Annotated in this window: 25 protein-coding genes; 9 read left to right on the top strand and 16 right to left on the bottom strand. The window is 75.2% G+C overall.

Annotated features, from left to right (window positions below):
- The first annotated feature begins 706 nt into the window (after positions 1-706).
- On the top strand, positions 707-1,858 hold the full coding sequence (locus RNC47_RS13450; RefSeq protein ID WP_311598606.1) for an adenosine deaminase: 1,152 nt from the start codon (positions 707-709) through the stop codon (positions 1,856-1,858).
- 173 nt (positions 1,859-2,031) lie between these two features.
- A complete protein-coding gene (locus tag RNC47_RS13445; RefSeq protein WP_311598604.1) occupies positions 2,032-2,433 on the top strand; it encodes an ATP-binding protein in 402 nt (133 codons plus the stop codon).
- A gap of 86 nt (positions 2,434-2,519) precedes the next feature.
- Here the strand turns inward: RNC47_RS13445 and RNC47_RS13440 are convergent, their stop codons facing one another.
- From RNC47_RS13440 to RNC47_RS13425, 4 genes are all read right to left on the bottom strand, one after another.
- The gene (locus RNC47_RS13440) at positions 2,520-3,107 is read right to left on the bottom strand and encodes a VanZ family protein (protein WP_311598602.1); all 588 of its coding nucleotides are present in this window, start codon (positions 3,105-3,107) and stop codon (positions 2,520-2,522) included.
- Positions 3,108-3,218: 111 nt separating this feature from the next.
- On the bottom strand, positions 3,219-3,845 hold the full coding sequence (locus tag RNC47_RS13435) for a hypothetical protein (protein WP_311598601.1): 627 nt from the start codon (positions 3,843-3,845) through the stop codon (positions 3,219-3,221).
- Positions 3,842-5,440: a HAMP domain-containing sensor histidine kinase gene (locus tag RNC47_RS13430; RefSeq protein WP_311598735.1), complete on the bottom strand. Its 1,599-nt coding sequence runs from the start codon at positions 5,438-5,440 to the stop codon at positions 3,842-3,844. Before RNC47_RS13430 ends, RNC47_RS13435 begins: the two co-directional genes overlap by 4 nt.
- 29 nt (positions 5,441-5,469) lie before the next feature.
- On the bottom strand, positions 5,470-6,147 hold the full coding sequence (locus RNC47_RS13425; RefSeq protein ID WP_311598600.1) for a response regulator transcription factor: 678 nt from the start codon (positions 6,145-6,147) through the stop codon (positions 5,470-5,472).
- Positions 6,148-6,342: 195 nt separating this feature from the next.
- Here RNC47_RS13425 and RNC47_RS13420 point away from each other — a divergent pair, with 195 nt between their 5' ends.
- Positions 6,343-7,074, top strand: a complete 732-nt coding sequence (locus RNC47_RS13420) for a SigE family RNA polymerase sigma factor (RefSeq protein WP_394814773.1) — start codon at positions 6,343-6,345, stop codon at positions 7,072-7,074.
- A gap of 188 nt (positions 7,075-7,262) precedes the next feature.
- Here RNC47_RS13420 and RNC47_RS13415 read toward each other — a convergent pair whose 3' ends face one another.
- The gene (locus tag RNC47_RS13415; RefSeq protein WP_311598598.1) at positions 7,263-8,243 is read right to left on the bottom strand and encodes a DUF5937 family protein; all 981 of its coding nucleotides are present in this window, start codon (positions 8,241-8,243) and stop codon (positions 7,263-7,265) included.
- Between the two features lie 82 nt (positions 8,244-8,325).
- On the opposite strand from RNC47_RS13415, the gene RNC47_RS13410 reads away from it, so the two are divergent.
- Positions 8,326-9,534, top strand: a complete 1,209-nt coding sequence (locus RNC47_RS13410; protein ID WP_311598596.1) for an MFS transporter — start codon at positions 8,326-8,328, stop codon at positions 9,532-9,534.
- Here the strand turns inward: RNC47_RS13410 and RNC47_RS13405 are convergent.
- Entirely contained in the window at positions 9,470-10,129 is a 660-nt protein-coding gene (locus tag RNC47_RS13405) for a response regulator transcription factor (protein WP_311598594.1), read from the bottom strand. The two genes, RNC47_RS13410 and RNC47_RS13405, sit on opposite strands and share 65 nt — an antisense overlap.
- The gene (locus RNC47_RS13400; RefSeq protein ID WP_311598592.1) at positions 10,126-11,331 is read right to left on the bottom strand and encodes a sensor histidine kinase; all 1,206 of its coding nucleotides are present in this window, start codon (positions 11,329-11,331) and stop codon (positions 10,126-10,128) included. Before RNC47_RS13400 ends, RNC47_RS13405 begins: the two co-directional genes overlap by 4 nt.
- 115 nt (positions 11,332-11,446) lie before the next feature.
- Between RNC47_RS13400 and RNC47_RS13395 the strand changes: the two genes are divergently transcribed.
- The 3 genes from RNC47_RS13395 to RNC47_RS13385 are packed head-to-tail and all read left to right on the top strand — an operon-like array spanning position 11,447 to position 13,413.
- Positions 11,447-12,109, top strand: coding sequence for a class I SAM-dependent methyltransferase (locus RNC47_RS13395; RefSeq protein ID WP_311598590.1), 663 nt, complete (start codon positions 11,447-11,449; stop codon positions 12,107-12,109).
- On the top strand, positions 12,110-12,736 hold the full coding sequence (locus tag RNC47_RS13390) for a DedA family protein (RefSeq protein WP_311598588.1): 627 nt from the start codon (positions 12,110-12,112) through the stop codon (positions 12,734-12,736). It begins immediately after the preceding gene.
- Positions 12,737-12,792: 56 nt separating this feature from the next.
- On the top strand, positions 12,793-13,413 hold the full coding sequence (locus tag RNC47_RS13385) for an L-threonylcarbamoyladenylate synthase (protein ID WP_311598586.1): 621 nt from the start codon (positions 12,793-12,795) through the stop codon (positions 13,411-13,413).
- Positions 13,414-13,440: 27 nt separating this feature from the next.
- Here RNC47_RS13385 and RNC47_RS13380 read toward each other — a convergent pair whose 3' ends face one another.
- Entirely contained in the window at positions 13,441-14,223 is a 783-nt protein-coding gene (locus tag RNC47_RS13380; RefSeq protein WP_311598585.1) for an SDR family oxidoreductase, read from the bottom strand.
- A 202-nt stretch (positions 14,224-14,425) separates the two neighbouring features.
- Positions 14,426-14,839, bottom strand: coding sequence for a VOC family protein (locus RNC47_RS13375; protein WP_311598583.1), 414 nt, complete (start codon positions 14,837-14,839; stop codon positions 14,426-14,428).
- A gap of 120 nt (positions 14,840-14,959) precedes the next feature.
- Between RNC47_RS13375 and RNC47_RS13370 the strand changes: the two genes are divergently transcribed.
- Positions 14,960-15,751, top strand: coding sequence for a nucleotidyltransferase domain-containing protein (locus RNC47_RS13370; RefSeq protein ID WP_394814772.1), 792 nt, complete (start codon positions 14,960-14,962; stop codon positions 15,749-15,751).
- 1 nt (position 15,752) lies between these two features.
- Here RNC47_RS13370 and RNC47_RS13365 read toward each other — a convergent pair whose 3' ends face one another.
- From RNC47_RS13365 to deoC, 5 genes are read right to left on the bottom strand one after another with little or no spacing between them, the layout of a single operon-like run.
- Complete coding sequence (locus tag RNC47_RS13365; RefSeq protein ID WP_311598581.1) at positions 15,753-16,574, bottom strand: maleylpyruvate isomerase family mycothiol-dependent enzyme; 822 nt, start codon at positions 16,572-16,574, stop codon at positions 15,753-15,755.
- Between the two features lie 56 nt (positions 16,575-16,630).
- Positions 16,631-17,011 (bottom strand): hypothetical protein, encoded by a 381-nt coding sequence (locus tag RNC47_RS13360; RefSeq protein WP_311598579.1) that lies wholly within the window; start codon positions 17,009-17,011, stop codon positions 16,631-16,633.
- Positions 17,012-17,059: 48 nt separating this feature from the next.
- The gene (locus RNC47_RS13355) at positions 17,060-17,935 is read right to left on the bottom strand and encodes an aldehyde dehydrogenase family protein (protein ID WP_311598578.1); all 876 of its coding nucleotides are present in this window, start codon (positions 17,933-17,935) and stop codon (positions 17,060-17,062) included.
- Positions 17,928-19,358: an aldehyde dehydrogenase family protein gene (locus RNC47_RS13350; protein WP_311598577.1), complete on the bottom strand. Its 1,431-nt coding sequence runs from the start codon at positions 19,356-19,358 to the stop codon at positions 17,928-17,930. The genes RNC47_RS13355 and RNC47_RS13350 overlap by 8 nt, the downstream gene beginning before the upstream one ends.
- Before the next feature lie 13 nt (positions 19,359-19,371).
- Positions 19,372-20,334: a deoxyribose-phosphate aldolase gene (gene deoC, locus RNC47_RS13345; protein WP_311598731.1), complete on the bottom strand. Its 963-nt coding sequence runs from the start codon at positions 20,332-20,334 to the stop codon at positions 19,372-19,374.
- 79 nt (positions 20,335-20,413) lie between these two features.
- On the opposite strand from deoC, the gene RNC47_RS13340 reads away from it, so the two are divergent.
- Positions 20,414-21,058, top strand: coding sequence for a PH domain-containing protein (locus RNC47_RS13340; RefSeq protein ID WP_311598576.1), 645 nt, complete (start codon positions 20,414-20,416; stop codon positions 21,056-21,058).
- A gap of 731 nt (positions 21,059-21,789) precedes the next feature.
- On the opposite strand, the gene RNC47_RS13335 is transcribed toward RNC47_RS13340, so the two are convergent.
- Together RNC47_RS13335 and RNC47_RS13330 are read right to left on the bottom strand one after the other, a co-directional pair.
- On the bottom strand, positions 21,790-23,460 hold the full coding sequence (locus RNC47_RS13335) for a phospho-sugar mutase (RefSeq protein WP_311598575.1): 1,671 nt from the start codon (positions 23,458-23,460) through the stop codon (positions 21,790-21,792).
- Positions 23,460-24,260, bottom strand: coding sequence for a purine-nucleoside phosphorylase (locus RNC47_RS13330; protein ID WP_311598573.1), 801 nt, complete (start codon positions 24,258-24,260; stop codon positions 23,460-23,462). The genes RNC47_RS13335 and RNC47_RS13330 overlap by 1 nt, the downstream gene beginning before the upstream one ends.
- Positions 24,261-24,415: the final 155 nt, after the last annotated feature.

Raw genomic sequence — 24,415 nt, 5'->3', positions numbered from 1 at the left:
GCTGGCGAGACGGGCGTTGCGTGCCTGCGGCGCGTGGCCTGCGCGCGCCTGCGGTGCGGGCGGGCCTGGCGGCCCGGAAGGGCCGGTGAGGGCGCGCGGGGCGCCGGTGGTGCCCGGCCGGTTGCCTCGGGCCTGGCGGCCGGGACCTGCTGGCGGCGCGTAGCCGGTTGGGCTCGGGCCTGGCGGCCCGGAACCGCTGGTGAGGGGGCGTCCTCGCGCCCCTGCGGCGCGTGGCCGGTCGGCCAGGTGAGGCGCGCCTGGCGGCCCGGACCGGCCATGACGGGTACCCGCGGAGCGCGGCCGGTTCGCCAGGCTGTTGTGGCCGCCGCAGGTGTCGCGTGGTGTGGCCGGGAGGCCAGCCGCTGAGCGTCGCGGGGGACCTTCGGTGTGCCGGTGTGGCGTCGTAGCGGGTGCTGGGCCGCAGGCCCGGCGCGAGGCTCGCCGGCTGGCGGCGGCCGTTGTGGCCGCCGCAGGTGTCCCGTGGTGTCGCGTGGTGTGGCCGGCAGGCCGGGCGCCGTGGGCGCTCTTCGGCATGCCGGGGGGCGTCGCGGGGGCCGGGCCGCAGGCCCGGCGCGGGATGCGCCGGATGGCGGCGGCGCGCGCCGACCGTCGGTTGTTGTGGTCGCCGCGGGGGTCGCGCCGCGTGGCGGTAGGCCGCCAGGCCGGTGTCGCTACGCGCGTAGGCGTGGGGGCGTATCGTGCCGGCATGACGACGCTCAGCCCGAATCCGAGTGAGGCCCCGCTGGCAAGCGAGACGCAGATCAGGCGTGCGCCCAAGGTGTTGTTGCACGACCATCTCGACGGTGGGCTGCGGCCCGCGACGATCGTCGAGCTCGCCGCCGCGCAGGGGTACGAGCGGTTGCCGGAGACCGATCCGGAGCGGCTGCGGGAGTGGTTCCGGGAGGCCGCCGACTCCGGGTCGCTCGTGCGGTATCTGGAGACCTTCACCCACACCTGCGCGGTGATGCAGAGCCGTGAGGCGCTGGCGCGGGTGGCCGCCGAGTGTGTCGAGGACCTGGCCGCCGACGGCGTCGTCTACGCCGAGGTCAGGTACGCGCCCGAGCAGCACCTGGAGGGTGGGCTCAGCCTGGAGGAGGTGGTCGAGGCCGTCAACGAGGGCTTCCGGGAGGGGGAGCGGCGCGCCGCGGCCGAGGGGCGGCGGATCCGGGTCGGGGCGCTGCTGACCGCGATGCGGCACGCGGCCCGCGCCCTGGAGATCGCCGAACTCGCCAACCGCTACCGCGACCTGGGGGTCGTCGGCTTCGACATCGCCGGTGCCGAGGCCGGCTTCCCGCCCACCCGGCACCTGGACGCGTTCGAGTTCCTGAAGCGTGAGAACAACCACTTCACCATCCACGCCGGCGAGGCGTTCGGGCTGCCGTCGATCTGGCAGGCCCTCCAGTGGTGCGGCGCGGACCGGCTCGGCCACGGGGTGCGGATCATCGACGACATCCAGGTCGCCGAGGACGGTTCGGTGAAGCTCGGGCGGCTCGCCGCCTACGTGCGCGACAAGCGGATCCCGCTCGAACTCTGCCCGACCTCCAACCTCCAGACGGGCGCCGCCGCATCCTATGCCGAGCACCCCATCGGGCTGCTGCGCCGGCTGCGCTTCCGGGCCACCGTCAACACGGACAACCGGCTGATGAGTGCGACCAGCATGACCGGTGAATTCACCCATCTGGTCCGGACATTCCGTTACACGTTGGACGATCTCCAGTGGTTCACGGTCAATGCGATGAAGTCCGCGTTCATTCCTTTCGATGAACGTCTCGCCATGATCAATGACGTCATCAAACCTGGGTATGCGGCGCTGCGTTCCGAATGGCTGTTCTCCCATCCGGTCGGCGTACCGTCCTGACCTGCGGCGACGCGCAGTCGGGTGTATTTCGGCGGCGCCCGGTACGACATGTGGGGCCGGCCGGGTTACGGGTAGCGGCGCGCATTTCGATTCATTGCGAGGGCGGTGCCGCAGTGGCTACCTTCACCTCGCCGCTGGAACCCACCGCAACCCACTCGAGGACGAGAATTCTGATGAAGCAGTCAACCGTGAAGACCCTGGGCGCGGCCGCGCTCGGTGCCGCCATCGCCGCGTCCGCCGCCGGCGCCGCCACCGCCGCGAACCTGGAGGGCCTGCAGTCGACCGCCGGTGACGTGGTGCGCACCCTGCCCGCCGACACCGCGACCGACATCCTCCCGGATGGCGCGGGCAACGTCGTCGAGACCGGGGGTCAGCTGATCGAGGGCGGCTCCGACGTCCTGCCGCTGGCCGGCGACACCCTCTCCCACACCACCGGCGCCGGCAGCGCCCTGGACTCCGTGGACGGCCTGCTCGGCGGGGTGCCGCTCGGCGACCCGAACAGCCTCGACCTCGGGGACGCGCAGGACGTGGTCGGCCCGGTCGGCCAGGTGGTCGGCAGCACCAACCTCCTCTGATCTTCGGCGACTTCGGCGATCCACAGCGAGCGCACGCGGGCCGCACCCCAGCGGGGTGCGGCCCGCGCGGCGTGCGGTGGGTCCCGTCAGGCCCGGGAGGAGGCCATGGCCAGCTCACGTTCGGCGCGCGCCCGGCGGCGGCCGGGGCGGGGCGCCGGCGCGGGCGCCGCCCGCCTGGCGGCCGACGAGGCGGAGGAGGTTGGCGGCGCCGACCGCCGTCGCGCCCGGGCGGACTCGGGGCCCGGCGTCGGGGCCGCGGGGCCGCGCAGCAGCCGGGAGCGCAGCAGGCCGTAGCCCAGCTGGTGGGCGACGGCGATGCCGAGCGCGTTGAGGATGGCCGTGTCCACGTCGGCGGTCCGGCTCGGCACCAGCGACTGGCAGAACTCGATGGCCAGCGCGATCATCGCGCCGGCGAAGACCGTGCGGCACAGCGACGCGAGCCGGGGGCCGCCGAGCCGCCGGCCGAGCAGCGGCAGCAGCACGCCGAGCGGCGCCAGACGCAGCATGCCGGCGCCGAGCGCGGGCAGGGCCACCTCAGGCCCGCGCCGCAGCTCGGCGCGGATGGTGGCGAGCGGCTCGACATTGGCCGGCGACACCCAGAGCACCGCGAGCGGGCGCAGGGACAGATAGGCCGTCAGCGCCAGGTAGAGGGTGAGGAGGACGAGAGCCGTCATCCGGGCACGAGGGCTGATGGCGGGCCCGGAGGAGCCCACTGGATGATGCTGCACGCACACCAGGACGCGACCTCGCGGGGCCCGGTTCCGCCGCACCGGTGTGACCTGCGTCTACCCTTCGGTGATCGGCGGCACGAGGCCCGGGGTGCCGGTGCCCCACATCGCGGTGCTGCACCGGTACCGCTTGGGCTGCCCGCCGTGTGGGGAGTCGACGGGGCCGCCGAGCATCACGGTGCTGCCGTCGCCCAGCGAGTCGCTGTGCGCGAAGGTGCAGACGATCTGGCCCAGGGCGGCGGCCGGCAGGTCGCTCGGCCGCTTGTTGAGCCGCAACGCCTCGGCCGGGTCGTTGGCCGCCGGGCCCGACACCTCCAGGTCGTCCGGCACCTCGCTGCTGAAGCCGGCGGCGCGCTCCTGCCGGGCCGGGTCGCTCTGCAGCTCGTCGAGCAGCGCGGTGGCCACCTCGACCCGGTCGGTGGGGTCGGCCGGGAGCTCGATGGCGCGCTGCACCGCGTTCACCCGGGAGCCGCAGACCAGGTAGACCTCGGTCCGCGCCTCCGCGGTGCCCTCCTCGGCCGGCGCGTCGCAGGTGGTGCGGGTGGGCGCGGGACCGGCGTCGACCGGGACGTCCGTCGACCTGATGCCGCAGGCGGCCAGGGCGAGCAGGGCGAGAGCGGCCACGGCCGAGCTGAGGGCGCCGGTTCCCCGGCCGCGGTTCGGACGTCTGGCGGTGCCCGTCACCTGGTCTCCTTCCCCTCGCCGCCGGATGCCGGCGCGGTGGTCGGCGGCTCGGTGGCCGTGCGCTGCCGGGGCACGTCCCCCGCGTCCGGCTCGGCCTCGGTCACACACTCGGCGTCGGCCTCGGCGTCGGCCTCGGTCTCGCCGGGCTGGCCGGCGTCGCGCGGCAGCCGCAGCGTGAAGACGGCACCGCCGCCCGGGGCGTTGCGCGCGCTGATCTCGCCGCCGTGCAGGTGGGCGTTCTCCAGCGCGATGGACAGGCCGAGCCCGCTGCCGTCCGAGCGCGGCCGGGAGGCGCTGGCCTTGTAGAAGCGGTCGAAGACGTGCGGCAGCACGTCCTCCGGGATGCCGGGGCCCCGGTCGGCGACCTCAAGGACCACCTCGTCCCGGCCGTCCCTGGTGTCCTCGGTGACCGTGACGCGCACCGGCGAGCCGCCGTGCTTGAGGGCGTTGCCGATCAGGTTGGCCAGGATCACGTCGAGCCGGCGCGGGTCGAGCCGGGCGATGACGCCGCGCTCCGCCGCCACCTCGACGGCGTCCAGCCAGGCGCGGGCGTCGATGCAGGCGGTCACCTGGTCCGCGATGTCGACGTCGTCCAGCACCATCTGGGCGGTGCGGGCGTCGAAGCGGGTGACCTCCATCAGGTTCTCCACCAGGTCGTTGAGCCGCCTGGTCTCGCTGACCACCAGCTGCACGGCGGGCGCGATCATGGGGTCGAGGCTGTCGACCTCCTCCTCCAGCACCTCCGTCATGGCGGTGATCGCGGTCATCGGGGTGCGCAGCTCGTGCGACATGTCGGCGACGAAGCGGCGGCTCGCGGCCTCCCGGTTGCTGAGGTCGCGGACCTGCCGCTCCAGGGACTCGGCCGCGCTGTTGAACGTGCGGGTGAGGTGGGCCAGCTCGTCGGCGCCGCGCACCTCGAGGCGGGTGTCGAGCCGGCCCTCGCCGAGCCGCTGCGCCGCGTCGCTGAGCCGCTGCACCGGGCGCAGCACCATCGTCGCGGCGGCCTGGGCCAGCAGCACCGAGCCGATGACGGCCAGCGCGGTGGCGAAACCGAGTGACCAGGCGAGGGAGTTGAGGTCGTCGCGCTCGGGCGCGAGCGAGGTGAGGGTGTAGGCGGTCGGGCCGCCCTCCAGGACCCGGGTGCCGCCGATCAGGTAGGGGTCGCCGTCGAGCGAGACCCGCTGCCAGTAGAGGTGGTAGGGCGCGTCGGGGGTGTCGTCGTCGCGCCGCTCGTGCACGGCCTCGATCAGCGCGGTCGGCACCATGTCGAGCTTGAAGACCGTGGGGTCGGACTCGACCGTGCATATCGGGCCCTCGGACTGGTCGTCGACCAGCACCACCTGGTAGTTCATGGTGTTGTTCGCGACGGCCGCGGCCATGCCGCGCAGGTCGTCGCAGGTGGCGTTCTCCGGCAGGGCGCCGGCGTGGTCGCCGAGCGACTTGCGGAAGTCGTTGAGCGCCGCGTTCTGTGCCCGGGTGAGCACCGCGTCCCGGGTGAGCCAGTAGGCGATGCCGGACACGGAGACGGCCGCCACGAGGGCGACGAGGGCGAAGACCGTGACCAGCCGCAGCCGCAGGCTGGGCAGTTTCCGCATCCGGCGCAGCCAGCCGCTCACCCGCTCCCTCACGAAGGCGCGTCCAGCCGGTAACCCACGCCGCGCACGGTGCGGATCAGCTTGGGCGAGGAGGGGACGTCCTCCACCTTGGCGCGCAGCCGCTGCACGCAGGCGTCGACGAGGCGCGAGTCGCCCAGGTAGTCGTGCTCCCAGACCAGCCGCAGCAGCTGCTGCCGGGAGAGCGCCTGCCCGGGGCGGCGGCTGAGCTCCAGCAGCAGCCGCAGCTCGGTCGGGGTGAGCTGGAGGTCCTCGCCGTTCTTGGTGACGGTCATGGCGGCCCGGTCGATGACGATGGTGCCGAAGGTCGCCGAGTCGTTGGCCTCCCGCTCCCCGCGCCGCATCACGGCGCGGATCCGGGCGTCGAGGACGCGGCCCTGGACGGGCTTGACCACGTAGTCGTCGGCCCCGGACTCCAGGCCGACAACGACGTCGATGTCGTCGCTGCGCGCCGTCAGCAGGATGATCGGCAGCTGGTCGGTGCGGCGGATCCGCCGGCACACCTCGAAGCCGTCGATACCCGGCAGGTTCACGTCCAACACGATGAGATCCGGCCGCTGTTCGCGCAGGAGCTTCAGGCCGTCCTCACCCGTCGCGGCGGTCACCACACGGTGTCCCTGACGAGTCAAGCTCATCTCCAGGGCCGTGCGGACCGCCTCGTCGTCCTCGATCAGCAACAGGAAAGCCACCGGCTCATTGTGTCGTATGGACCAGCCGGAGTTCGACTGCCCGCTATGACCGCCTCCTATTACCCGCTCGGCGGCTTGTCCTATGCGCGTCCCTGTGACAGCGCTGTGACAGTTGGGGGACCCCCTGATGAAACTGGCCCGGCATTGTTTTGCCCATCGCAAGAGAGCAGGACGGACAGACGAGGGGGAGCGGAGATGAGCGCAACGCAACGCATCACCGACACGGCGATGAGTGGGACGCGCACTTCCGCCGCTGTGGTTCCCGTCCGCTGTGGGGAGAGGTCCGGTGTCGCGAGCAGGCTGGGGGGCCGTCGCGGAACCGGTTGTCAGCGGCCGGCGCACCTCACCGCGGTGGCCGATGACGACAGGGGGGGACGCGGCAGGGCAGGACGGCGCGAGGGGGCCACGGAGGCGGAGTTCACCGCCTACGTGCGCGAGCGCCGCGCCTCCCTGTACGCGACCGCCTACCACCTGACCGGCGACCGGCACGAGGCCGAGGACCTGTTGCAGAGCGCGCTGCTGTCCACGTACCGCGCCTGGGACCGGATCAGCGACAAGGCGGCCGTCGGGGGATATCTGCGGCGAACCATGACGAATCTGCACATCAGTGCCTGGCGGCGGCGGAAGCTCAACGAGTACCCGACCGAGGAACTGCCCGAGGCGCCCGGGGAGCAGGACACGATGCGCGGCACCGAGCTGCGCACCGTGCTCTGGCAGGCGCTGGCACGACTGCCCGAGCAGCAGCGCACCATGCTGGTGCTCCGCTACTACGAGGGTCGCACCGACCCGGAGATCGCCGACACGCTGAACATCAGCGTCGGCACCGTGAAGAGCAGCATCTGGCGCACCCTGCGCCGGTTGCGTGACGACCAGGCGCTCAGCCGCGGCCAGGACCAGGACGAGTCCTTCGGCGAGCTGGTCGCCTGATCGCCCGCCCGGGAGGGGAGCCCGGGCGGGAAGGTACGGGGGAATCGGGGGAAAAGAGGGGGGAACGGGGGAAACAGCGGGGGAATCGGGGGAGTGACGGGGTCCGGTCGACCGGGGGGTACGGCCGGGCCCCGCTCACGTGTCCGCCGCGTCCGACACCGGCGCCGCGGGTCCCGGGCGGCGCGCCGTCAGTGGGCCGGGTTCGCGCAGCGTGGCGCTTCGGCGAGGGCGTCGCCCAGCGGCGTCCGGCGGTACAGCACCACGCGTCCCGCGCGGCGCGCCGTCAGCAGGCCCAGCTCGCGCAGCGCGGTCAGGTGTTCCGAGACCGTGCCGGGGGCGAGGCCGAGGCGGCGGGCCAGCGTCGTGGTGGACGCCGGCTCGGCAAGCGCCAGCAGCAGCCGTGCCTTGGCGCGCCCCACGACGGCCGCGAGGCGGTGCTCGGCGGCCGGCTCGGCCGCGCGGGACCTGGGCCACAGACCACCGACGCCGCGCGCCGGGTAGACGAGCGCCGGTTGCCAGGGCGGCGCCACGATCGCCCCGATCCGGGGCCAGGAGAAGGTGCTCGGCACCAGCAGCAGGCCGCGCTCGTCGAGGTCGGCCCGCATCCGGGTCGGTTTCCCGACCACCAGCGCGTCACCGGCCAGCCGCACCCGCTCGTGCAGGGCGGCGACGGCCGCGGCCAGGCCGCCCCTGGCCAGCTCGCGCGAGCGGAACTCGATGTCGGCGGCCAGCACCTCCCGGATCCGCTCCCAGTGCGGGGCCACCAGACGCGTCCAGGCCAGCTCCATCTGGTCCGCGAGCAGGTCGCGCGCGACCACCGGGTCCGCCGGCAGCCCGCCCAGGTCGGCGTCGACCATGGCCAACTCGGCGGCCACCTGCTCCGGCGGCGTCGCGCGGATCGCCGCCAGCTGCGCCTCCACCGTGGTCTCGGGCCCCTCGGGCGGCGGGCCGAGGAAGTCGGTGACGTATGTCGCCCCGCTCAGCGCCCGGCCCAGCTCGGCGATGGGCAGCTCCCGGGCGACGGCCGCGGCGCGCGCCAACCAGCCCTCGTAGACCGGGTGCCGGCGCACCCCGAGCGCCACCTGGACCGCCGACATCACCTCGTCGAGCGGGGAGACGGCGAAGCGGACCCGCCGCGCGGCGGCCGGCGTCAACACCAGCTCGATCACCTGGGCCGCCCCCCTTCGCGGTCGGATTCGGGCAGGACCGAATCATTATCGCGCCGCCCGCCGGCCGGCGGACCGTACGCGCATGACCACCACCGCGCCCCCCATGAGCGCCCTGCTGCGCAACCGCGCCTACTGGCACTGGTCCGCCGGCGCGCAGTGCGGCCGGCTGCCGCAGGCCATGGCGCCGCTCGCGTTCACCACCCTCACCCTGGCCACCACCGGCTCCTACCGGCTCGGCGCCGTGATGATGTCCGTGTTCGTGGTGGCGCAGACCCTGGGCGCGGTCCCCGCCGGGCGGCTGCTCGACCGGGTCGGGGCCGGCCGCGGCGTGGTCGCGCTGGCCGGTGGCGCCGCGCTCGGCCTGGCCTGCCTGGCCGGCGCCGCGGCCGCCGGCGCCCCGCCCGCGGCGCTGCTGGCGCTGGTCATGCCGCCGGGCGTGCTCGCCGGCGGCCTGTCCGGCGGGCTGCGCTCCCTCCTCGCCGGGACCGTCGACGACGCCACCCTGCCCAGGGCGGTCGCCGTCGACGAGATGATGGTGGACACCACGCTGATCGCGGCGTCGCTGCTGGTCGCCGGCCTGGCCGCGCTCGACGAACGCGCCCCGGTGCTCGCGATGGCCGCCGCCTCCGCCTGCTGCGCCGCGCTGCTGGCCGCCCTGCCGCGCCGCGCCCCGGCGGCCGTGGCCGCCCCCGGGGCCGGGGCGGCCGCTCGTGAGCCGCTGCCGCTGCGCGCCGCCGCCCGCTGGTACGCCAGCCAGTTCGCCATCGGCCACGTGCTGTCTGCCGTCGAGGTGGCCCCGCTCGGCTACGCGCAGCGCGTGGGCGCCGGCGCCACCGGCGCGGCCGTGCTGTTCACGGTGCTGTCCGCGGCCAGCGTGGTGGGCGGCGCGCTGTTCGCCTGGCGCGGTCGCCCGACCACCGCCACGGCCGCCGCGTTCCTGGCCTGCTTCGCCGCGGGCTCGCTGCTGCTGGTTCGCCCGCTCGGCTGGGCCGCCCTGCTGCTGGCGGTCACGGCGATCGGCGCCGTCACGGGCCCGCTGATCACGGTGGCCTCGGTCCGCCTCCAGGAACTGCTGCCGCCGGGCCGCCGCGCCGAGGGGTTCGCCATCGGTTTCGTGGTGCAGGGCACCGCCTTCGGCCTCGGCTCCCTCGCGGTCGGCGTGCTACCGCTGGCCGCCGCTCCGCTGCTGGCCGCCGTCACTGCCGTGGCCGTCTGTGGTTGGCACCTCATGCTCCGTCCGCGTGAAGGCCGGCGTCCCTGGCGAGCAGCGCCGCCTGCACCCGGTTGCTGACGCCGAGGCCGATCAGGATCCGGCTCACGTGGGCCTTGACCGTGCTCTCCCGCATCCCGAGGCGGGACGCGATGTCCGCGTTGGTCGCGCCGTCCGCCAGCAGCGAGAGCACCTCGCGCTCGCGCGGCGTCAGCCGCTCGATCCGCGCCTGGGCCGCCGTCGCCTGCGGGCGCGCCGTGTGGTGGTAGCGGTCGATCAGCCGCCGCGCCGCCGTCGGGTGCAGCATCGCGGAGCCGGCCGCCACCAGGTGCACGGCCCGCAGGATGTCCGCCGGGTCGCTGTCCTTCAGCAGGAAGCCGTCGGCGCCGGCGGCCAGCGCGTTGTACACGTACTCGTCCAGGTCGAACGTCGTCAGCGTGATGACGCGCGGCGGGTGCGGGAGCGCGCGCAGCCGGGCCGTCGCCGTGATGCCGTCCATGCGCGGCATGCGCACGTCCACCAGCGCCACGTCGACGCGGTGCGCCGTGGCCTGCTCCACGGCCTGGAGCCCGTCCGCCGCCTGCGCCACCAGCGTCACGCCCGGGTCGGCCTCCAGCAGGTCGGCCAGGCCGAGGCGGACGAGGGCGTCGTCGTCGACGATCATGGTGCGGATCACGGGCGCCCCCCGTTCGGCCCGTGGCCGGTCTCGGCGGCCCGCGCCGGGGCCAACCCGCGGTCGAGCGACGGGTGTTCCTCGGCCGTCGCCGGCGGCTGCACCGGGATGTCGGCCGCGACCCGCCAGGCGCCGCCGCCCACCGGGCCCGCGTCCAGCGCGCCGCCCAGCGCCCGCACCCGCTCCCGCAGACCCACCAGGCCGTACCCCGACGGCACGGCCGCCGCGGCGGCGCCGCCGGCCGGGGCCGCGTTGGTGACCTCGGCGCGGGTGGCCGCCGCGCCGTACCGCACCAGCACCCGGACTGCGGCGCGCGGCGCGTGCTTCCTGGCGTTGGTCACCGCCTCCTGCACCAGCCGGTAGACGGCCAGCCGGTGCGCGGCCGGCGCCTCGTCGGCCCGCCCGTCGATGCGTGCCTCGATCTCCTGCCCGGCCTCGCGCGCCTCGCTGATCAGCTCGTCCACCTCGCGCAGCGGCGGCGCCAGCGACCGGTCGCGCTCCTCGTCCCTGGTGCGCAGCGCGCCCAGCACGTCCCGCAGGTCGGCGAGCGCGTCGGTCGACGCGGTGCGCAGCAGCCTGACCCGGTCGGCCACCGGCCCCGGCAGCTGCTCGGCGCGGGTGGCCAGCACCCCGCTGTGCAGGGCGATCAGACTCAGCCGGTGCGCCAGCACGTCGTGCATCTCGGCGGCGATCGCCGTCCGCTCGGATATCCGGGCCGCGCTCTCCCGCAACTCGCGCTCCCTGTGCAGGTGTTCGACCTGGCCGGCCAGGGCGTCCGCGAGCCGCCGGCTGCTGCCGGCCCAGAGGCCGAGCGCCAGCGCCACGACGAACAGCGCGCACGGACCGTAGGTGCGCGGCGTCCACAGGCTGAGCGAGGGCTGCACCAGCGCGTTGAGGCCGAGCGCCACGCCGCCCGCGGAGAGCGCGAGCCGGATCCGGCCGTGCGAGGTCAGGTGGAACGTGACGAGCAGCAGCGGCAGCATCGTGCCCCAGCCGCCGGCCGCGACCACCGCCACCGCGGCGACCGGCAGCGGCCAGCGGTGCCGCAGCGGCAGCGCGACGGAGGCGGCGAACGACACGGTCATCGACGGGATCGCCGCCCGGCCGCCGCCGGCCGCCACGCTGGCGTCCGACACCGAGACCGTGGCGACGACGGCCACCACCATGGCCTCGACCCACCAGGGCCACTCCGTCGCTCGCCTCATCACCACCCGGCCGATGGTAAGCGCACCCGCACGGCCTCCACCCCCTACTTTCGTAGGGGGCCGGGGTCGCACTTCGACCGATCCGCGCGCCGGGCGCGCTTCCTAACGTGACCCCATGGCGACCACCCCCACCAGCCCGTCCACCCCGTCGGGCACCGGCGGCACCACCCTGTTCCTCGCCGAGGCCCTGCGCGGCTTCCGCACCACGGGAGCGATAGCGCCCAGCGGCCGGCGGCTGGCCGCCGCGCTGGCCGCCCCGCTGCGCGAACGCGGCGCGGGCGCCTGGAACGTGCTGGAGGTCGGCGGCGGCACGGGCGCCGTCACCCGCGAGCTGATGCCGCTGCTCGGCGCCGGCAGTAGGCTGGACGTGGTGGAGGCGAACGCCCGATTCGCCGCGCGGCTCCGGGAGTTGACGGCACACGAGGCCGAGCGGGTCCAGGTGCACCACACGTTCGTCGAGGACCTGGACACCGGCCGCAGCTACGACGTGATCGTCTCGGGCCTGCCGTTCACCAACTTCGAGCCCGAGCAGGTGGACGCCATCATGAGCCGTTACCTCGAACTGCTGCACCCCGGCGGTGCCCTGACCTACTTCGCCTACACCGGCACCCGCGCGCTGCGCTCCGCCGTCTCCTCCCGGGCCGAGACCGCCAGGCACCGGGCCGTCGAGGAGGTGCTCGCCGGCTACCAGGCGCGGTACGACGCCGGGTACACCCGCGTCTGGGCCAACCTGCCGCCGGCCCGGGTGTGGCGCCTGGTCGCACCCGCGGAGTCCTGAGTGGAGGCTCTGACCGACCTCCTCGGGGACGTGCCGCCGGCGCCGGCCTACCTGCTGCTGGCCGCCATCGTCTTCGCCGAGTCCATCCTGCTGATCGGCGCGTTCGTCCCGACCCTCACCACCATGCTGACCGCCGGCGCGCTCTCCCGCGCCGACACCCTCAACCTGGCCCTCGTCATCCTGGTCGCGGTCGCCGCGGTGGTCTGCGGCGACGCGCTCGGCCACCGCACGGGGCGCACGCTCGGCGCCCGCCTCTACACCGGCCGCCTCGGCCGCCGCGTCCCCGACGCGGCCTGGCGCCGTGCCCGCGGCCTGACCGAACGCCGGGGCGGCCAGGCCGTGTTCATCTGCCGCTTCCTGCCGGTGGCCCGCACCGTCGCCCCCTACCTGGCCGGCGCCGGCGGCCTGCCGTACCGGCGGATGGCCCCGCACAGCGCGCTGGCCGCCGTCCTCTGGGCCACGGCCGAGGCGGGCGCCGGCTACCTGGCCGCCGACTCCCTCGACCGCGTCGTCTCCTGGGGCACCCGCGGCGTCCTCCTCCTCACCTCGCTGGTCGCCGTCCTCGCGGCGATCGTCGGCGTGCGCCGCTGGCGCCGCTGCACGCCCCGGCGCCATGCCGTCCCCTGACCGGCCCCGCGCCGCCCTGGCCCGCCGCCCGGCCCGGGTTCGCGTAGGGTCGGCGGATGGCCAGGTACTACGACGTGCACCCGAAGAACCCCCAGCAGCGCACCATCAGCGGCGTGGTCGAGAGCATCCGCTCGGGGGCGCTGGTCGCCTACCCGACGGACTCCTGCTACGCCCTGGGCTGCCAGCTGGGCAACCGGGACGGCATCGGCAGGATCCGGGCGATCCGCGACCTCGACGAGCGGCACCACTTCACCCTCGTCTGCCGTGACTTCGCGCAGCTCGGCCAGCTCGTCCAGATCGACAAGGACGTGTTCCGGGCGATCAAGGCGGCGACGCCGGGCGGCTACACGTTCATCCTCCCGGCGACCAAGGAGGTGCCGCGCCAGCTGCTGCACCCTAAGAAGAAGACGGTCGGCGTGCGCATCCCCGACCACGTCGTCACCCAGGCCCTGCTCGCCGAGCTCGGCGAGCCGCTGCTCTCCAGCACCCTGCTGCTGCCGGGCGAGGAGGAGCCGCTGACCCAGGGCTGGGAGATCAAGGAGCGGCTCGACCACGTGGTCGACGCCGTCCTCGACTCCGGCGACTGCGGCACCGAGCCGACCACGGTCGTCGACTTCTCCGGGGACGAGCCGGAGATCGTGCGGCGCGGCACGGGCGACCCCGAGCGGTTCGAGTAGGGCTCGGTCGTTCAGCCGCTCAGCCGCTCAGCCGAAGATGTGGGGGCCGCGCAGCGTCGCCTCCGCGCCGCTGTCCGAGAAGATGACCTGGCCGGTGACGTGGCGGTTCTCCGCACTGGTCAGCCAGGCCAGGAGACCGGCGACGGCGGCCGGCTCGGCCGCGCCGTTCAGCGGGGCCGGGACCTGCTGGAACAGGGCGTCGCGGCTCTCGGGGGTGGCCAGCAGCTCGGCGGTCATGGGCGTGCGGATGACGCCGGGCGCGACGGCGTTGAGCGGGATGCCGGCACCGGCCCACTCCGGGGTCACGGACCGCTCCCGCACCCACTCGGCCAGGGCACGCTTGCTGGTGGGGTAGACCAGGACCCCCTGGCCCCGGTCGGCGAGCGCCTCGGCCGCCGCGACGGCCCCCGGCTCGTCCTCCGCGCGGAGTGCCGCCAGCAGCGGCTCGTCGGGGGGCATCAGCGTGGCGAAGGAGGCCACCGCGACCGCCGCGGGCGCGGGCGACTTGGCCAGCAGCGGGCGCAGCTCGCGCAGGGTGGCGACGGCGCCGAAGTAGTTGACCCGGGCGGTCAGGGGACCGGGCAGGTTGACGCCGGCGACGGCGTGCACCGCGTCCAGCCCGTCCGGGGCCAGCGCCGCGACGTCGGCGCGCAGGCCGGCGCGGTGCTCCGGGTCCGACAGGTCGCGGACGAGGTCGGCGTCGTGGACGTCGACGCCGATGACGCGGTCGCCCCGGGACTCCAGGAGCTCGCGGGTCGCCCGGCCGATCCCGGACGCGCTTCCGGTGACGAGGTGCGTTCTGCCGGCCATGTGATCACTCCCTCGGATCGTCGTCGTTGTCCGTCGGTCAGGTTATGCCCAACCGCCCTGATCCGACCGGTGGTTGATCGCCGGCCGGCGTGCTGACAGGGCGCGGGGCCCGTGATGCTGGGTGGCCCGGCCACGTGGCGCGACCGGCCACGACGGTGCGGCGGAGGGCCGGCGGCATGTGGTGGCGCTTGCGGCGGAGCGCTCAGGCGGTTGACCAGGTGCGGGTGGAGAGGACCAGCAGGTAGTCGTCGGGGTCCTGGATGGTGACGCCCCAGGTGTCCCAGTACGGGTTGTGGGCGGGGACGCGCCGGCCGCCGTGTGTTTCGAGGCGGGCGACGAGTGAGTCGGGCACCGGCTCGCCGAGGTAGATCACCAGCAGGTCCTCGGGGGTGGGGCGCGGCTCCACGGGCGCGGCCGGGTCGTGGACCAGTTCCAGGTGCCAGCTGGCGTCGCGCCAGCCGAGCATGAGCAGGGAGTGCTCGCCCGGGGTGGTGCCGTCCGTGGTGTGTCGGTAGAGGACGTCGAGGCCGAGCCCGCCGGCCCAGAACCGCTCGGCGGCGGCGAGGTCACGGCACGGGCGGGCGACACGGACGGGAGCGGCGGCGTTGAGCGGCATGGCGGGCGACCTCTCGACGGGGCGGGCGTCCAGAGCCTAGGAGGCGCCACCCCCCGTCGGCATCGGGCGCCGGGCGTAGGTCCTACGATCGGCGGATCACGGTCGAGAGGGTGAGGGCTCGTGGAACGCCTGGATGAGATCGGTGAGCGGCTGGCCGGGGTCGACGGGGTGGTGGCCGTCGCGCTCGGCGGCAGTCGGGCCCGGGGGACGCACCGGCCGGACTCGGACTACGACCTGGGGCTGTACTACCGGCCGCCGTTGGACACCGCCGCGCTGCGGGCGCTCGCGGCCGAACTGACCGGCGGTCCGGTGGAGGTGACGGAGCCCGGCGGCTGGGGCCCCTGGGTGGACGGCGGGGCCTGGCTGACCGTCGACGGGCACCGGGTCGACTGGATCTACCGGGACCTGGACCGGGTGCGGCGGGTGTGGGACGAGTGCCGGGCCGGGCGGTTCGAGGTGGGCGCACAGGCCGGCCACCCGCTCGGCGTGTACTCGCACGCCTACGCGGGCGAGGTGGCGTCGGCGCGGGTGCTGGCCGACCCGACCGGCGAACTCACCGCGCTCCGCGCCGAGATGGCGGAGTACCCGGCGCCGCTGCGCGACGCGCTGATCGGGAACGCCCGGTGGGAGGTGCCGTTCATCCTCGCCCAGGCCCGCAAGGGCGAGGCGCGCGGCGACGCCTTCTACGTCGCGGGCTGCCTCTTCCGGGCGGTGGGGCTGCTGGTCCACGCCCTGCACGCGCACGCCGGGCGGTGGCTGCTCAACGAGAAGGGCGCGGTCGACGCGGCGGCCGCGCTGCCGGCCGCGCCACCGGACTTCGCGGCCCGCGCCCACGCGCTGTTCACCGGCGCCGCGACGCTGGACGACGGTGAGCGGCTGGCCGCCGAGGTGGCGGAGCGGTTGCCCGGCTGACTCAGTGGACGACGGAGACGATCCGGCAGGCGGCCGCGGCCAGCCGGCGCTCGCCGTCGACCGTGGCCACGGCCAGCGCCTCCGCCGGCTCGATGAGCCGGACGCAGAGCCGCCAGGCGGTCTCCGCGGTCAGCAGGACGGTCGCCGCGGGCCGTTCGGTGGGCGGTTCGGCCAGGGACCAGCCGTCGCGGAGCCGGGTGGCGGTCCAGGTGGAGCCGGCCGGCCCCGTCACGGACAGCCGGAGCTGGGTGCCGGGCGGCGCCTGCACCGTGCGCAGGGTGTGCGGGAGGGCGCGCAGGAAGGTGTCGAGGACGACCGAGAGCGGCCGGACCGCCGGGTCCGTGGGGAGGCCGACGGCGTGCCGGATCTGCTGGCGGTGGGCCCAGTACTCGGTGAACTCGCGGGCCGTGTCCAGCCAGCCGGGCGCCGGGTCGACGCCCGCCCAGGAGACGCCGAGGGCCGGGGCGAACGGGTCCCGGGTCTCGAAGAGACGGGCCACCTCGGGCCCCGCCCGGTCCAGGGCGGCCACGAGCGCCGCGGTCCTGGTCCGCCGATGGGCCTCGACCCACTCCTGGTTGACCCGGTGGATGAACGACTCGAGCGACTCGCCGGGCCGCGGCGCCAGGCCGGTGCGACGCCCGGGGAGCCGGCCCAGACAGTCGCCCAGGACATGCGCGGCCAGGTCGTGGACGGTCCAGCCGGGCACGGTCTCCCGACCCCAGTCCGCCGGCCCCAGCTCACGCAGCGTTGACATCAACGCCGCGTGCTCGGGACGGAACAGCGGACGCGCGTCGATCGGCGAGCCGAGCCAGGCATGCTCCATGGACCGAGCGTGCCAGCATGTCCCGGCGCCGGCCAGCGATTTGACCGGCGCCGGCGCTACCAGCTCGCCCGCGACGCGAGGCCGCGCCGCACGGCGGCCACCGTGTCGCCCGGTTCGGTGTTGAAGCAGATGGCGGCGCCTGGGGCGAGCCGGTGCACCAGGTTGATCACCCGCTCGAAGAGCGGCAGGTGCTCCGGCACCACCCGCACCCCGGCGCCGATCACCACGCAGTCGAACTCGCCGCCCGTGAGGGCCCGGGTCAGCACCTGGTCCGCCGTCTCGCCGAGGTCGATCACGCAGCGGGTCACCTCGTGGCCCTCGCGGGCCAGCTCGGCCCGGACCGCCGCGCCGGTGGTGCGCACCAGCGCGGCGTCGAGCCGCGGAATCGCCGTGAAGTCGACCAGCTCGGGGTCGACGCCGATGGTCAGCACGCGCATGGCGCCGACGCTACGGTTTCAACCTCGCTTGAGGTCAACTCCCGGCCGTCAGACGCCGATCGGGTGCCAGACGGTCTTGGTCTCCAGGAACGCCGTCAGCCGGCCGGTGCCCGGGTCGGCGGTGAAGTCCTCGGCGGCGCGCGGGCGGTGCACCCGCTTCAGGGTCTCGGCCGCCGCGGCCTCCAGCTCCGCCGCCAGGTCGGGCGAGGCGCCGGTGAGGTCCAGGGCGTTGACGTCCTGGTGGGCGGCGAGCGGCGGGCCGAGCTCGGCGGGGCGGCCGGTGAGGACGTTGACCGTGCCGGCCGGCAGGTCGGAGGTGGCCAGCACCTCGGCCAGCGTCAACGCCGGCAGCGGCGCCGCCGGATCGGCGACCACCACGGCCGTGTTGCCCGTCGCGATCACCGGGGCGAGCGCCGAGACGAGCCCGAGCAGCGGCGAGCCGACCGGGGCCACCACGGCGACCACGCCCGTCGGCTCGGGCGACGACAGGTTGAGGTAGGGACCGGCCACCGGGTTGGTGGCGCCGGCGACCTGCGCGATCTTGTCGGTCCAGCCCGCGTACCAGACCCAGCGGTCGATCGCCGCGTCGACGGCCGCCCTGGCCTGGGCCTTGGAAAGACCCTGGGCGTCGGTGAGCTGGAGACGGAACTGGTCGTGCCGGCCCTGGAGCATCTCCGCGATCCGGTACAGGACCTGGCCCCGGTTGTACGCGGTGGCGCCGGACCACTTCGCGAACGCCTTGCGCGCGGCGACCACCGCGTCGCGGGCGTCCTTCCGGGAGGCGAGCGGGGCGTTGGCCAGCCAGCGGCCGTCGGGGCTGGTCACGTCGTAGACCCGTCCGCTTTCCGAGCGGGGGAACGCGCCCCCGATGAACAGTTTGTAGGTCTTGAGGACGCTGAGACGGGGAGACGGGGTGTCAGACATCGAGGTAGGGCTCCAGTCCGTGTCGGCCTCCCTCGCGGCCGTAGCCGGATTCCTGGTAGCCGCCGAAGGGTGAGGTGGGGTCGAAGCGGTTGAAGGTGTTGGACCAGACGACGCCGGCGCGCAGCCGCTGGGCCATCCACAGGATGCGGGAGCCCTTTTCGGTCCAGACGCCGGCGGAGAGGCCGTAGGGCGTGTTGTTGGCCTTGGCGACGGCCTCGTCGGGGGTGCGGAAGGTCAGCACCGACAGCACGGGGCCGAAGATCTCCTCGCGCGCGATGCGGTGCGCCTGGGTGACGCCGGTGAACAGCGTCGGCGGGAACCAGTAGCCGGTGGACGGCAGTTCGCAGGGCGCGGTCCAGCGGCTGGCGCCCTCCGCGTCCCCGGCGTCGGCCAACTCCCGGATGCGGGCCAGCTGTTCCGGGGAGTTGATGGCGCCGATGTCGGTGTTCTTGTCCAGCGGGTCGCCGAGCCGCAGCGTGCCGACGCGCCGCTTGAGCCGGGCCAGCAGCTCCTCGGCCACCGACTCCTGCACCAGCAGCCGGGAGCCCGCGCAGCACACGTGGCCCTGGTTGAAGAAGATGCCGTTGACCACGCCCTCCACGGCCTGGTCGAGCGGGGCGTCGTCGAAGACGATGTTGGCGGCCTTGCCGCCGAGTTCGAGGCTGAGCCGGCGGCCCGTGCCGGCCAGCGAGCGGGCGATGGCACGCCCCACCGAGGTCGATCCGGTGAAGGCGACCTTGTCGACGCCCGGGTGCGCGGCGAGCGCCGCGCCCGTCGTGCCGTCGCCGGTGACGATGTTGACGACGCCCTTGGGCAGTCCGGCCTGTTGGCAGATGGCGGCGAACCGCAGCGCGGTGAGCGGCGTCGTCTCGGCCGGCTTCAGCACCACCGTGTTGCCGGTGGCCAGCGCGGGCGCGATCTTCCACGCCAGCATCAGCAGCGGGAAGTTCCACGGGATGATCTGCCCCGCCACGCCCAGCGGCCGCGGGTTCGGGCCGAAGCCCGCGTGGGCCAACTTGTCGGCCCAGCCCGCGTAGTAGAAGAAGTGCGCGGCGACCAGCGGCAGATCGGTGTCGCGGGTCTCGCGGATCGGCTTGCCGTTGTCCAAGGTCTCCAGCACCGCCAGCTCGCGGGCCCGCTCCTGCACCAACCTGGCGATCCGGAACAGGTACTTGGCGCGCTCCGCGCCCGGCAGCGCCGACCAGGCGGGGAACGCGGCGCGGGCCGCGGCCACCGCCGCGTCCACGTCGGCCTCGCCGCCGAGCGCCACCTCGGACAGCACCTCCTCGGTGGCCGGGGAGACCGTCTTGAACGTGCGGCCGTCTGCCGCCTCGCGGAACCCGCCGTCCACGAACAGGCCGTAGGACGGGGCGATCTCGGCCGTCGCCCGGGACTCGGGCGCGGGTGCGTACTCGAATTTCATGTGCGGCCTCGTCCTAGTCCACGGTCACGTAGTCGGGCCCGGAGTACGCCCCGGTGCGCAGTTTCTGACGCTGCATCAGCAGGTCGTTGAGCAGGCTGGAGGCGCCGAAGCGGAACCAGGCCGGGGCCAGCCAGTCGTCGCCCGCCGTCTCGTTGACCAGCACCAGGTAGCGCAGCGCGTCCTTCGCGGTGCGGATGCCGCCGGCCGGCTTCACGCCCACCTGGCGGCCGGTCGCCTCCCGGAAGTCGCGCACCGCCTCCAGCATCAGCAGGGTGTTGGCCGGGGTGGCGTTGACCCCCACCTTGCCGGTCGAGGTCTTGATGAAGTGCGCCCCGGCCAGCATCGCCAGCCACGAGGCGCGGCGGATGTTGTCGTACGTGGCGAGCTCGCCGTTCTCCAGGATCACCTTGAGGTGGGCCGCGCCGCAGGCCTCGCGCACCGCCCTGATCTCCTCGAAGACCTCCAGGTAGCGGCCGGAGAGGAAGGCGCCCCGGTCGATCACCATGTCGATCTCGGTGGCACCGGCCGCGACCGCCTCCGCCGTGTCGGCCAGCTTGACCGAGCGGGCCGCCCGCCCGGCGGGGAAGGCCGTGGCCACCGAGGCGACCTGGACGCCGGTGCCGCGCAGCGCCTCGACGGCGACCCCGGCCAGGTCGGAGTAGACGCAGATCGCGGCGACGGACGGTACGGTGCGGTCGGTCGGGTCGGGGCTGACGCCCTTGGCGCACAGCGACCGCACCTTCCCCGGGGTGTCCGCGCCCTCCAGGGTGGTCAGGTCGATCATGGAGATCGCGAGGTCGATGGCGAAGGCCTTGGCGGTGGTCTTGATCGAGCGGGTGGCCAGGGCCGCCGCGCGGCCTTCCAGGCCGACCGCGTCGACGCCCGGCAGGCCGTGCAGGAAGCGGCGCAGCGCGGCGTCGGTGGCGGTCACGTCCGCCACGTCGGCCGGGGCCAGCGCAGGTGCTGGAGATGGCATGCTCACCAGATCAGCATATCTACGCGCGTAGTGACCTGTCACTGGGGTGGCCCACGCCCGGTCCGGCAGAATCGGATGCATGAGTGAGTCCCAGACCTACGCCGACCGCGTCTACCGGTCGCCCGCCGCCATGGCGGCAGGGGCGCTGCTGCTCGGCCTGGCCGGCTGGCTGGGCGGCGACGCCATCCTGCGCGGCGACGGCCGCACCCCGCTGACGGCCGCGGCCACGCTGCTGTTCTTCGCCCCGCTGGTGATCGCCTTCACCTTCCGGCCCGCCGTCTTCGCCTCCGACGAACGGCTGCGGGTGCGCAACCCCTTCCGCACCATCACCACCCCCTGGGCCGCCGTCGAGAAGATCGAGGCCAGGTACTCCACGGAGTTCGTGGCCGCCGGCGCCCGCTACCAGATGTGGGCCATCCCCGTCTCGCTGCGGGCCCGCTCCAAGGCCACCCGACACAACGAGGACGTGGCCGCCGGCCGCACCCCGCGCAGCGGCCCCTTCGGCCTCGGCAGCCTCGGCAACAACTCGGCCGCCGCCGGCCCCGCCGACCACCTCCCGCGCACCGCCCCCAGCGACGCGGCGGTTGCCGAACTCCGCGAACTCGCCGAGCGCCACGCCGACCGCGAGGCGCCGGAAGGCGCCGTCGCGGTCCGCTGGAGCTACGAGATCCTGACCCCCCTCGCCATCGGCGCACTCGGCCTGCTGGCGCTCTGGCTCCTCTGACGGGTCGCGGCGCTGCGCGGCGCTGCGCTGGCCGGGGCCGGGGCCGGGGCCGGTGCGGCGTGGGCGCGCCACGGGTGCGGCCCCTGCGGTCGGTCGGCGTCTGACTGCGCCTTCGGCGCTTTCGGTAGGGCCCGTGCCGCCGGCTTGCTCCGGGCAGGGCCCGGCCGGGGCGTGCCCGTGCGCCGTGGGGCGCTGTGCTGGCGCCCGGCGTCCAACGGCACGGTCCTGTCCCTATGGGACGCCGCCACCGGTGGCCCGGGGCGCGGCGGTGGCCCGGGGCGCGGCGGTGGTCCTGGCCGGGGTCGCGCTGCGACGGCTCCGCGCGGCCGGCGGTGGCTGGCCCGGTGTGGGCCGTGCCGCCAGCGGCAGGACGGCTGACGCGCCCGAGGGCGGTCGGCGCCTTCGGTAGGGCCCGTGCCGCCGGCTTGCCCCGGGCAGGGCCCGGCCGGCCCGTGGCCGGGGCATGCCCGTGCGCCGTGCTGGCGCCGGCGTCCAACGGCACGGTCCTATGCCTGTCGGACGCCGCCACTGGCGGCCCGGGCAGCCCGTGGCCGGTGCCACGCCCCCGCGCCCGGCGGGCGGTGCGCGGCTCGTGCCGCCGGCGGCAGGACGGCTGACGTGCCCGAGGGCTCGACCCCCGTGGCCGGTCGGCCGCCGGAGGAGGCGCGGCGCCGGCCTGGCCGGCGGCAGGCCCACCACGCGGCGCCTCGCGCCGGTGCGGACGATCGCCGTCAGACGCCGGCGGCCGTCGAGAGGTCGTGGCGGATCGCGGTCAGGGCCTCCGCCGCCCTGGTCCGGGCCGTGGGGAGCATGGCGCGGTTGGCGACCGGGACCACCACCTCCAGGTAGCACTTCAGCTTCGGCTCGGTCCCCGAGGGGCGGACGATCACCCGGGCCGAGGCCACGTCCCCCGCGCCCGCCAGGGCGTACCGCAGGCCGTCGGTCGGCGGCAGCTCCGCCGAGCCGGACCGCAGGTCCTCCGCGCTCGTCACCGGCAGACCGCCAAGCGCCGTCGGCGGGGTGGCGCGCAGCCGGTCCATCGCCTTCGCGATCAGCCCCAGGTCGGCGACCCGCACCGACAGCTGGTCCGTGGCGTGCAGCCCGTGCTCCAGCGCGATGTCGTCGAGCAGGTCGGTCAGCGTGCGGCCGCCGTCCGCCTTGAGCTCGGCGGCCAGCTCGGCGATCAGCAGCGCCGCGGTGATGCCGTCCTTGTCCCGCACCCCGCCCGGGTCCACGCAGTAGCCGAGCGCCTCCTCGTACCCGAAGGCCAGCCCCGGCACCCGGCCCAGCCACTTGAAGCCGGTCAGCGTCTCCCGGTACGGCAGCCCGGCGGCGGCCGCGATCCGGCCGACCAGCGAGGCCGAGACGATGGACGCCGCGAACGTGCCCCGCACCCCGCGCCGCACCAGGTGGGTGGCGAGCAGCGCGCCCACCTCGTCGCCGCGCAGCATCCGCCAGCTCCCCGCGCCCTGCGAGCAGTCCGGCACGCCGGCCGCGCAGCGGTCCGCGTCCGGGTCGTTGGCCAGCACCAGGTCGGGACCGACCGCGCGGGCCCGCGCGAGCGCCAGGTCCATCGCGCCCGGCTCCTCCGGGTTGGGGAAGGCCACGGTCGGGAACTCCGGGTCGGGATCCGCCTGCTCGGCGACCTCTTCCGGGGCGGGGAAGCCGGCGCGGGCGAACGCGTCGACCAGCGTCGCCTGCCCGACGCCGTGCATCGGCGTGTAGACGACCGACACCTCGCGCGCCCCGCCGGGTGCCAGCGCCGCGCCGGTGCGGGCCAGATACGCCTCGACGACCTCCTCGCCGAGCACCTCCCAGCCGGACTCGGGGCGCGCCACGCCGGCCAACGGGCCGACCGCGGCGATCTCGGCCGCGATGTCGGCGTCGGCCGGCGGCACGATCTGGCTGCCGTCCCCGAGGTAGACCTTGTAACCGTTGTCCCGCGGCGGGTTGTGGCTGGCGGTGACGACGACGCCGGCGACGGCGCCGAGGTGGCGGATCGCGAAGGCGACCACCGGCGTCGGCAACGGCCTCGGCAGCAGCGCCGCCCGCAGCCCGGCGCCGGTCAGCACGGCGGCGGTGTCGCGGGCGAAGTCGGCGCTCCGGTGGCGGGCGTCGTAGCCGATGACGACGAGCCCGGGCGCGGTCCGGTTCAGGTAGGCGGCGAGCCCGGCGGCGGCCCTGATGACCACGGCCCGGTTCATCCGCATCGGCCCGGCGCCCATCTCGCCGCGCAGCCCGGCCGTGCCGAACTGCAGGGTGCCGGCGAAGCGCTCCGCGAGCGGCGCCGTGTCGCCGGCGTCCAGCAGGGCGGCCAGCTCGGCGCGGGTCTCCGGGTCCGGATCCTCGGCCAGCCAGGCGCGGGCGGCCCGCTCGACGTCCGCCGGCCCGACGCCCGCCATCAGATCCGCCCCAGCAGCCGGGCGAGCAGGGCCCCCATCCGGGCGGCCGAGTCCCGGCCGGCCTGGAGGACCTCCTCGTGGTTCAGCGGCTCGCCGGTGATCCCGGCGGCGAGGTTGGTGACCAGCGAGATCCCGAGCACCTCGGCGCCGGCCTCGCGGGCCGCGATGGCCTCCAGCACGGTGGACATGCCGACCAGGTCCCCGCCTATCGCCCGCACCATGCGGATCTCGGCCGGCGTCTCGTAGTGCGGCCCCGGGAACTGCACGTACACGCCCTCCTCCAGGGAGGGGTCGATCTCCCGGCAGAGCGCGCGCAGCCGCGGCGAGTACAGGTCGGTGAGGTCGACGAAGTTGGCGCCGACGATGGGCGAGGTGGCGGTGAGGTTGATGTGATCGCTGATGAGGACGGGCTGGCCGACGCTCATGTCGCCGCGCACGCCGCCGCAGCCGTTGGTCAACACCACCGTCTTGCAGCCGGCGGCCACGGCGGTGCGGACGCCGTGCACGACGGCCGCGACGCCGCGGCCCTCGTAGTAGTGGGTGCGGCCGAGGAAGACGAGCGCGCGCTTGCCGCCGACGCGATACGAACGGACCCTGCCCGCATGACCCTCGACCGCCGGCGGCGGAAATCCGGGCAGCTCGGTGACGTCCAACTCCGCTTCCGGCAGGCCGAGCTGGTCCGCGGCGGGCAGCCAGCCGGACCCCATGACCAGCGCCACGTCGTGGCCGGCCACCCCGGTCAACTCCCGCAGCCGCGCCGCGGCGGCGTTGACCGTGTCGTCAATCTCAGATGCGTTCACGTAGCGAGCCTAGCCGGTACGCGCCTACGCGCGTAGAGGAGTCCGGTGACCGGACCGGTCGCGTCCGCGGGACCGGGCGTGGCCGCCCTACCCGGCCCGGCCACCGGGACGGGCGCGGCCCGGCCGCTGGCCCGGCGCCCAAAGGGCCGCCGGGC

The sequence above is a fragment of the Streptomyces millisiae genome (assembly GCF_031845425.1).
GTDB lineage: Bacteria > Actinomycetota > Actinomycetes > Streptomycetales > Streptomycetaceae > Streptomyces > Streptomyces millisiae.
This window is presented reverse-complemented; position numbering and strand designations above follow the sequence as displayed.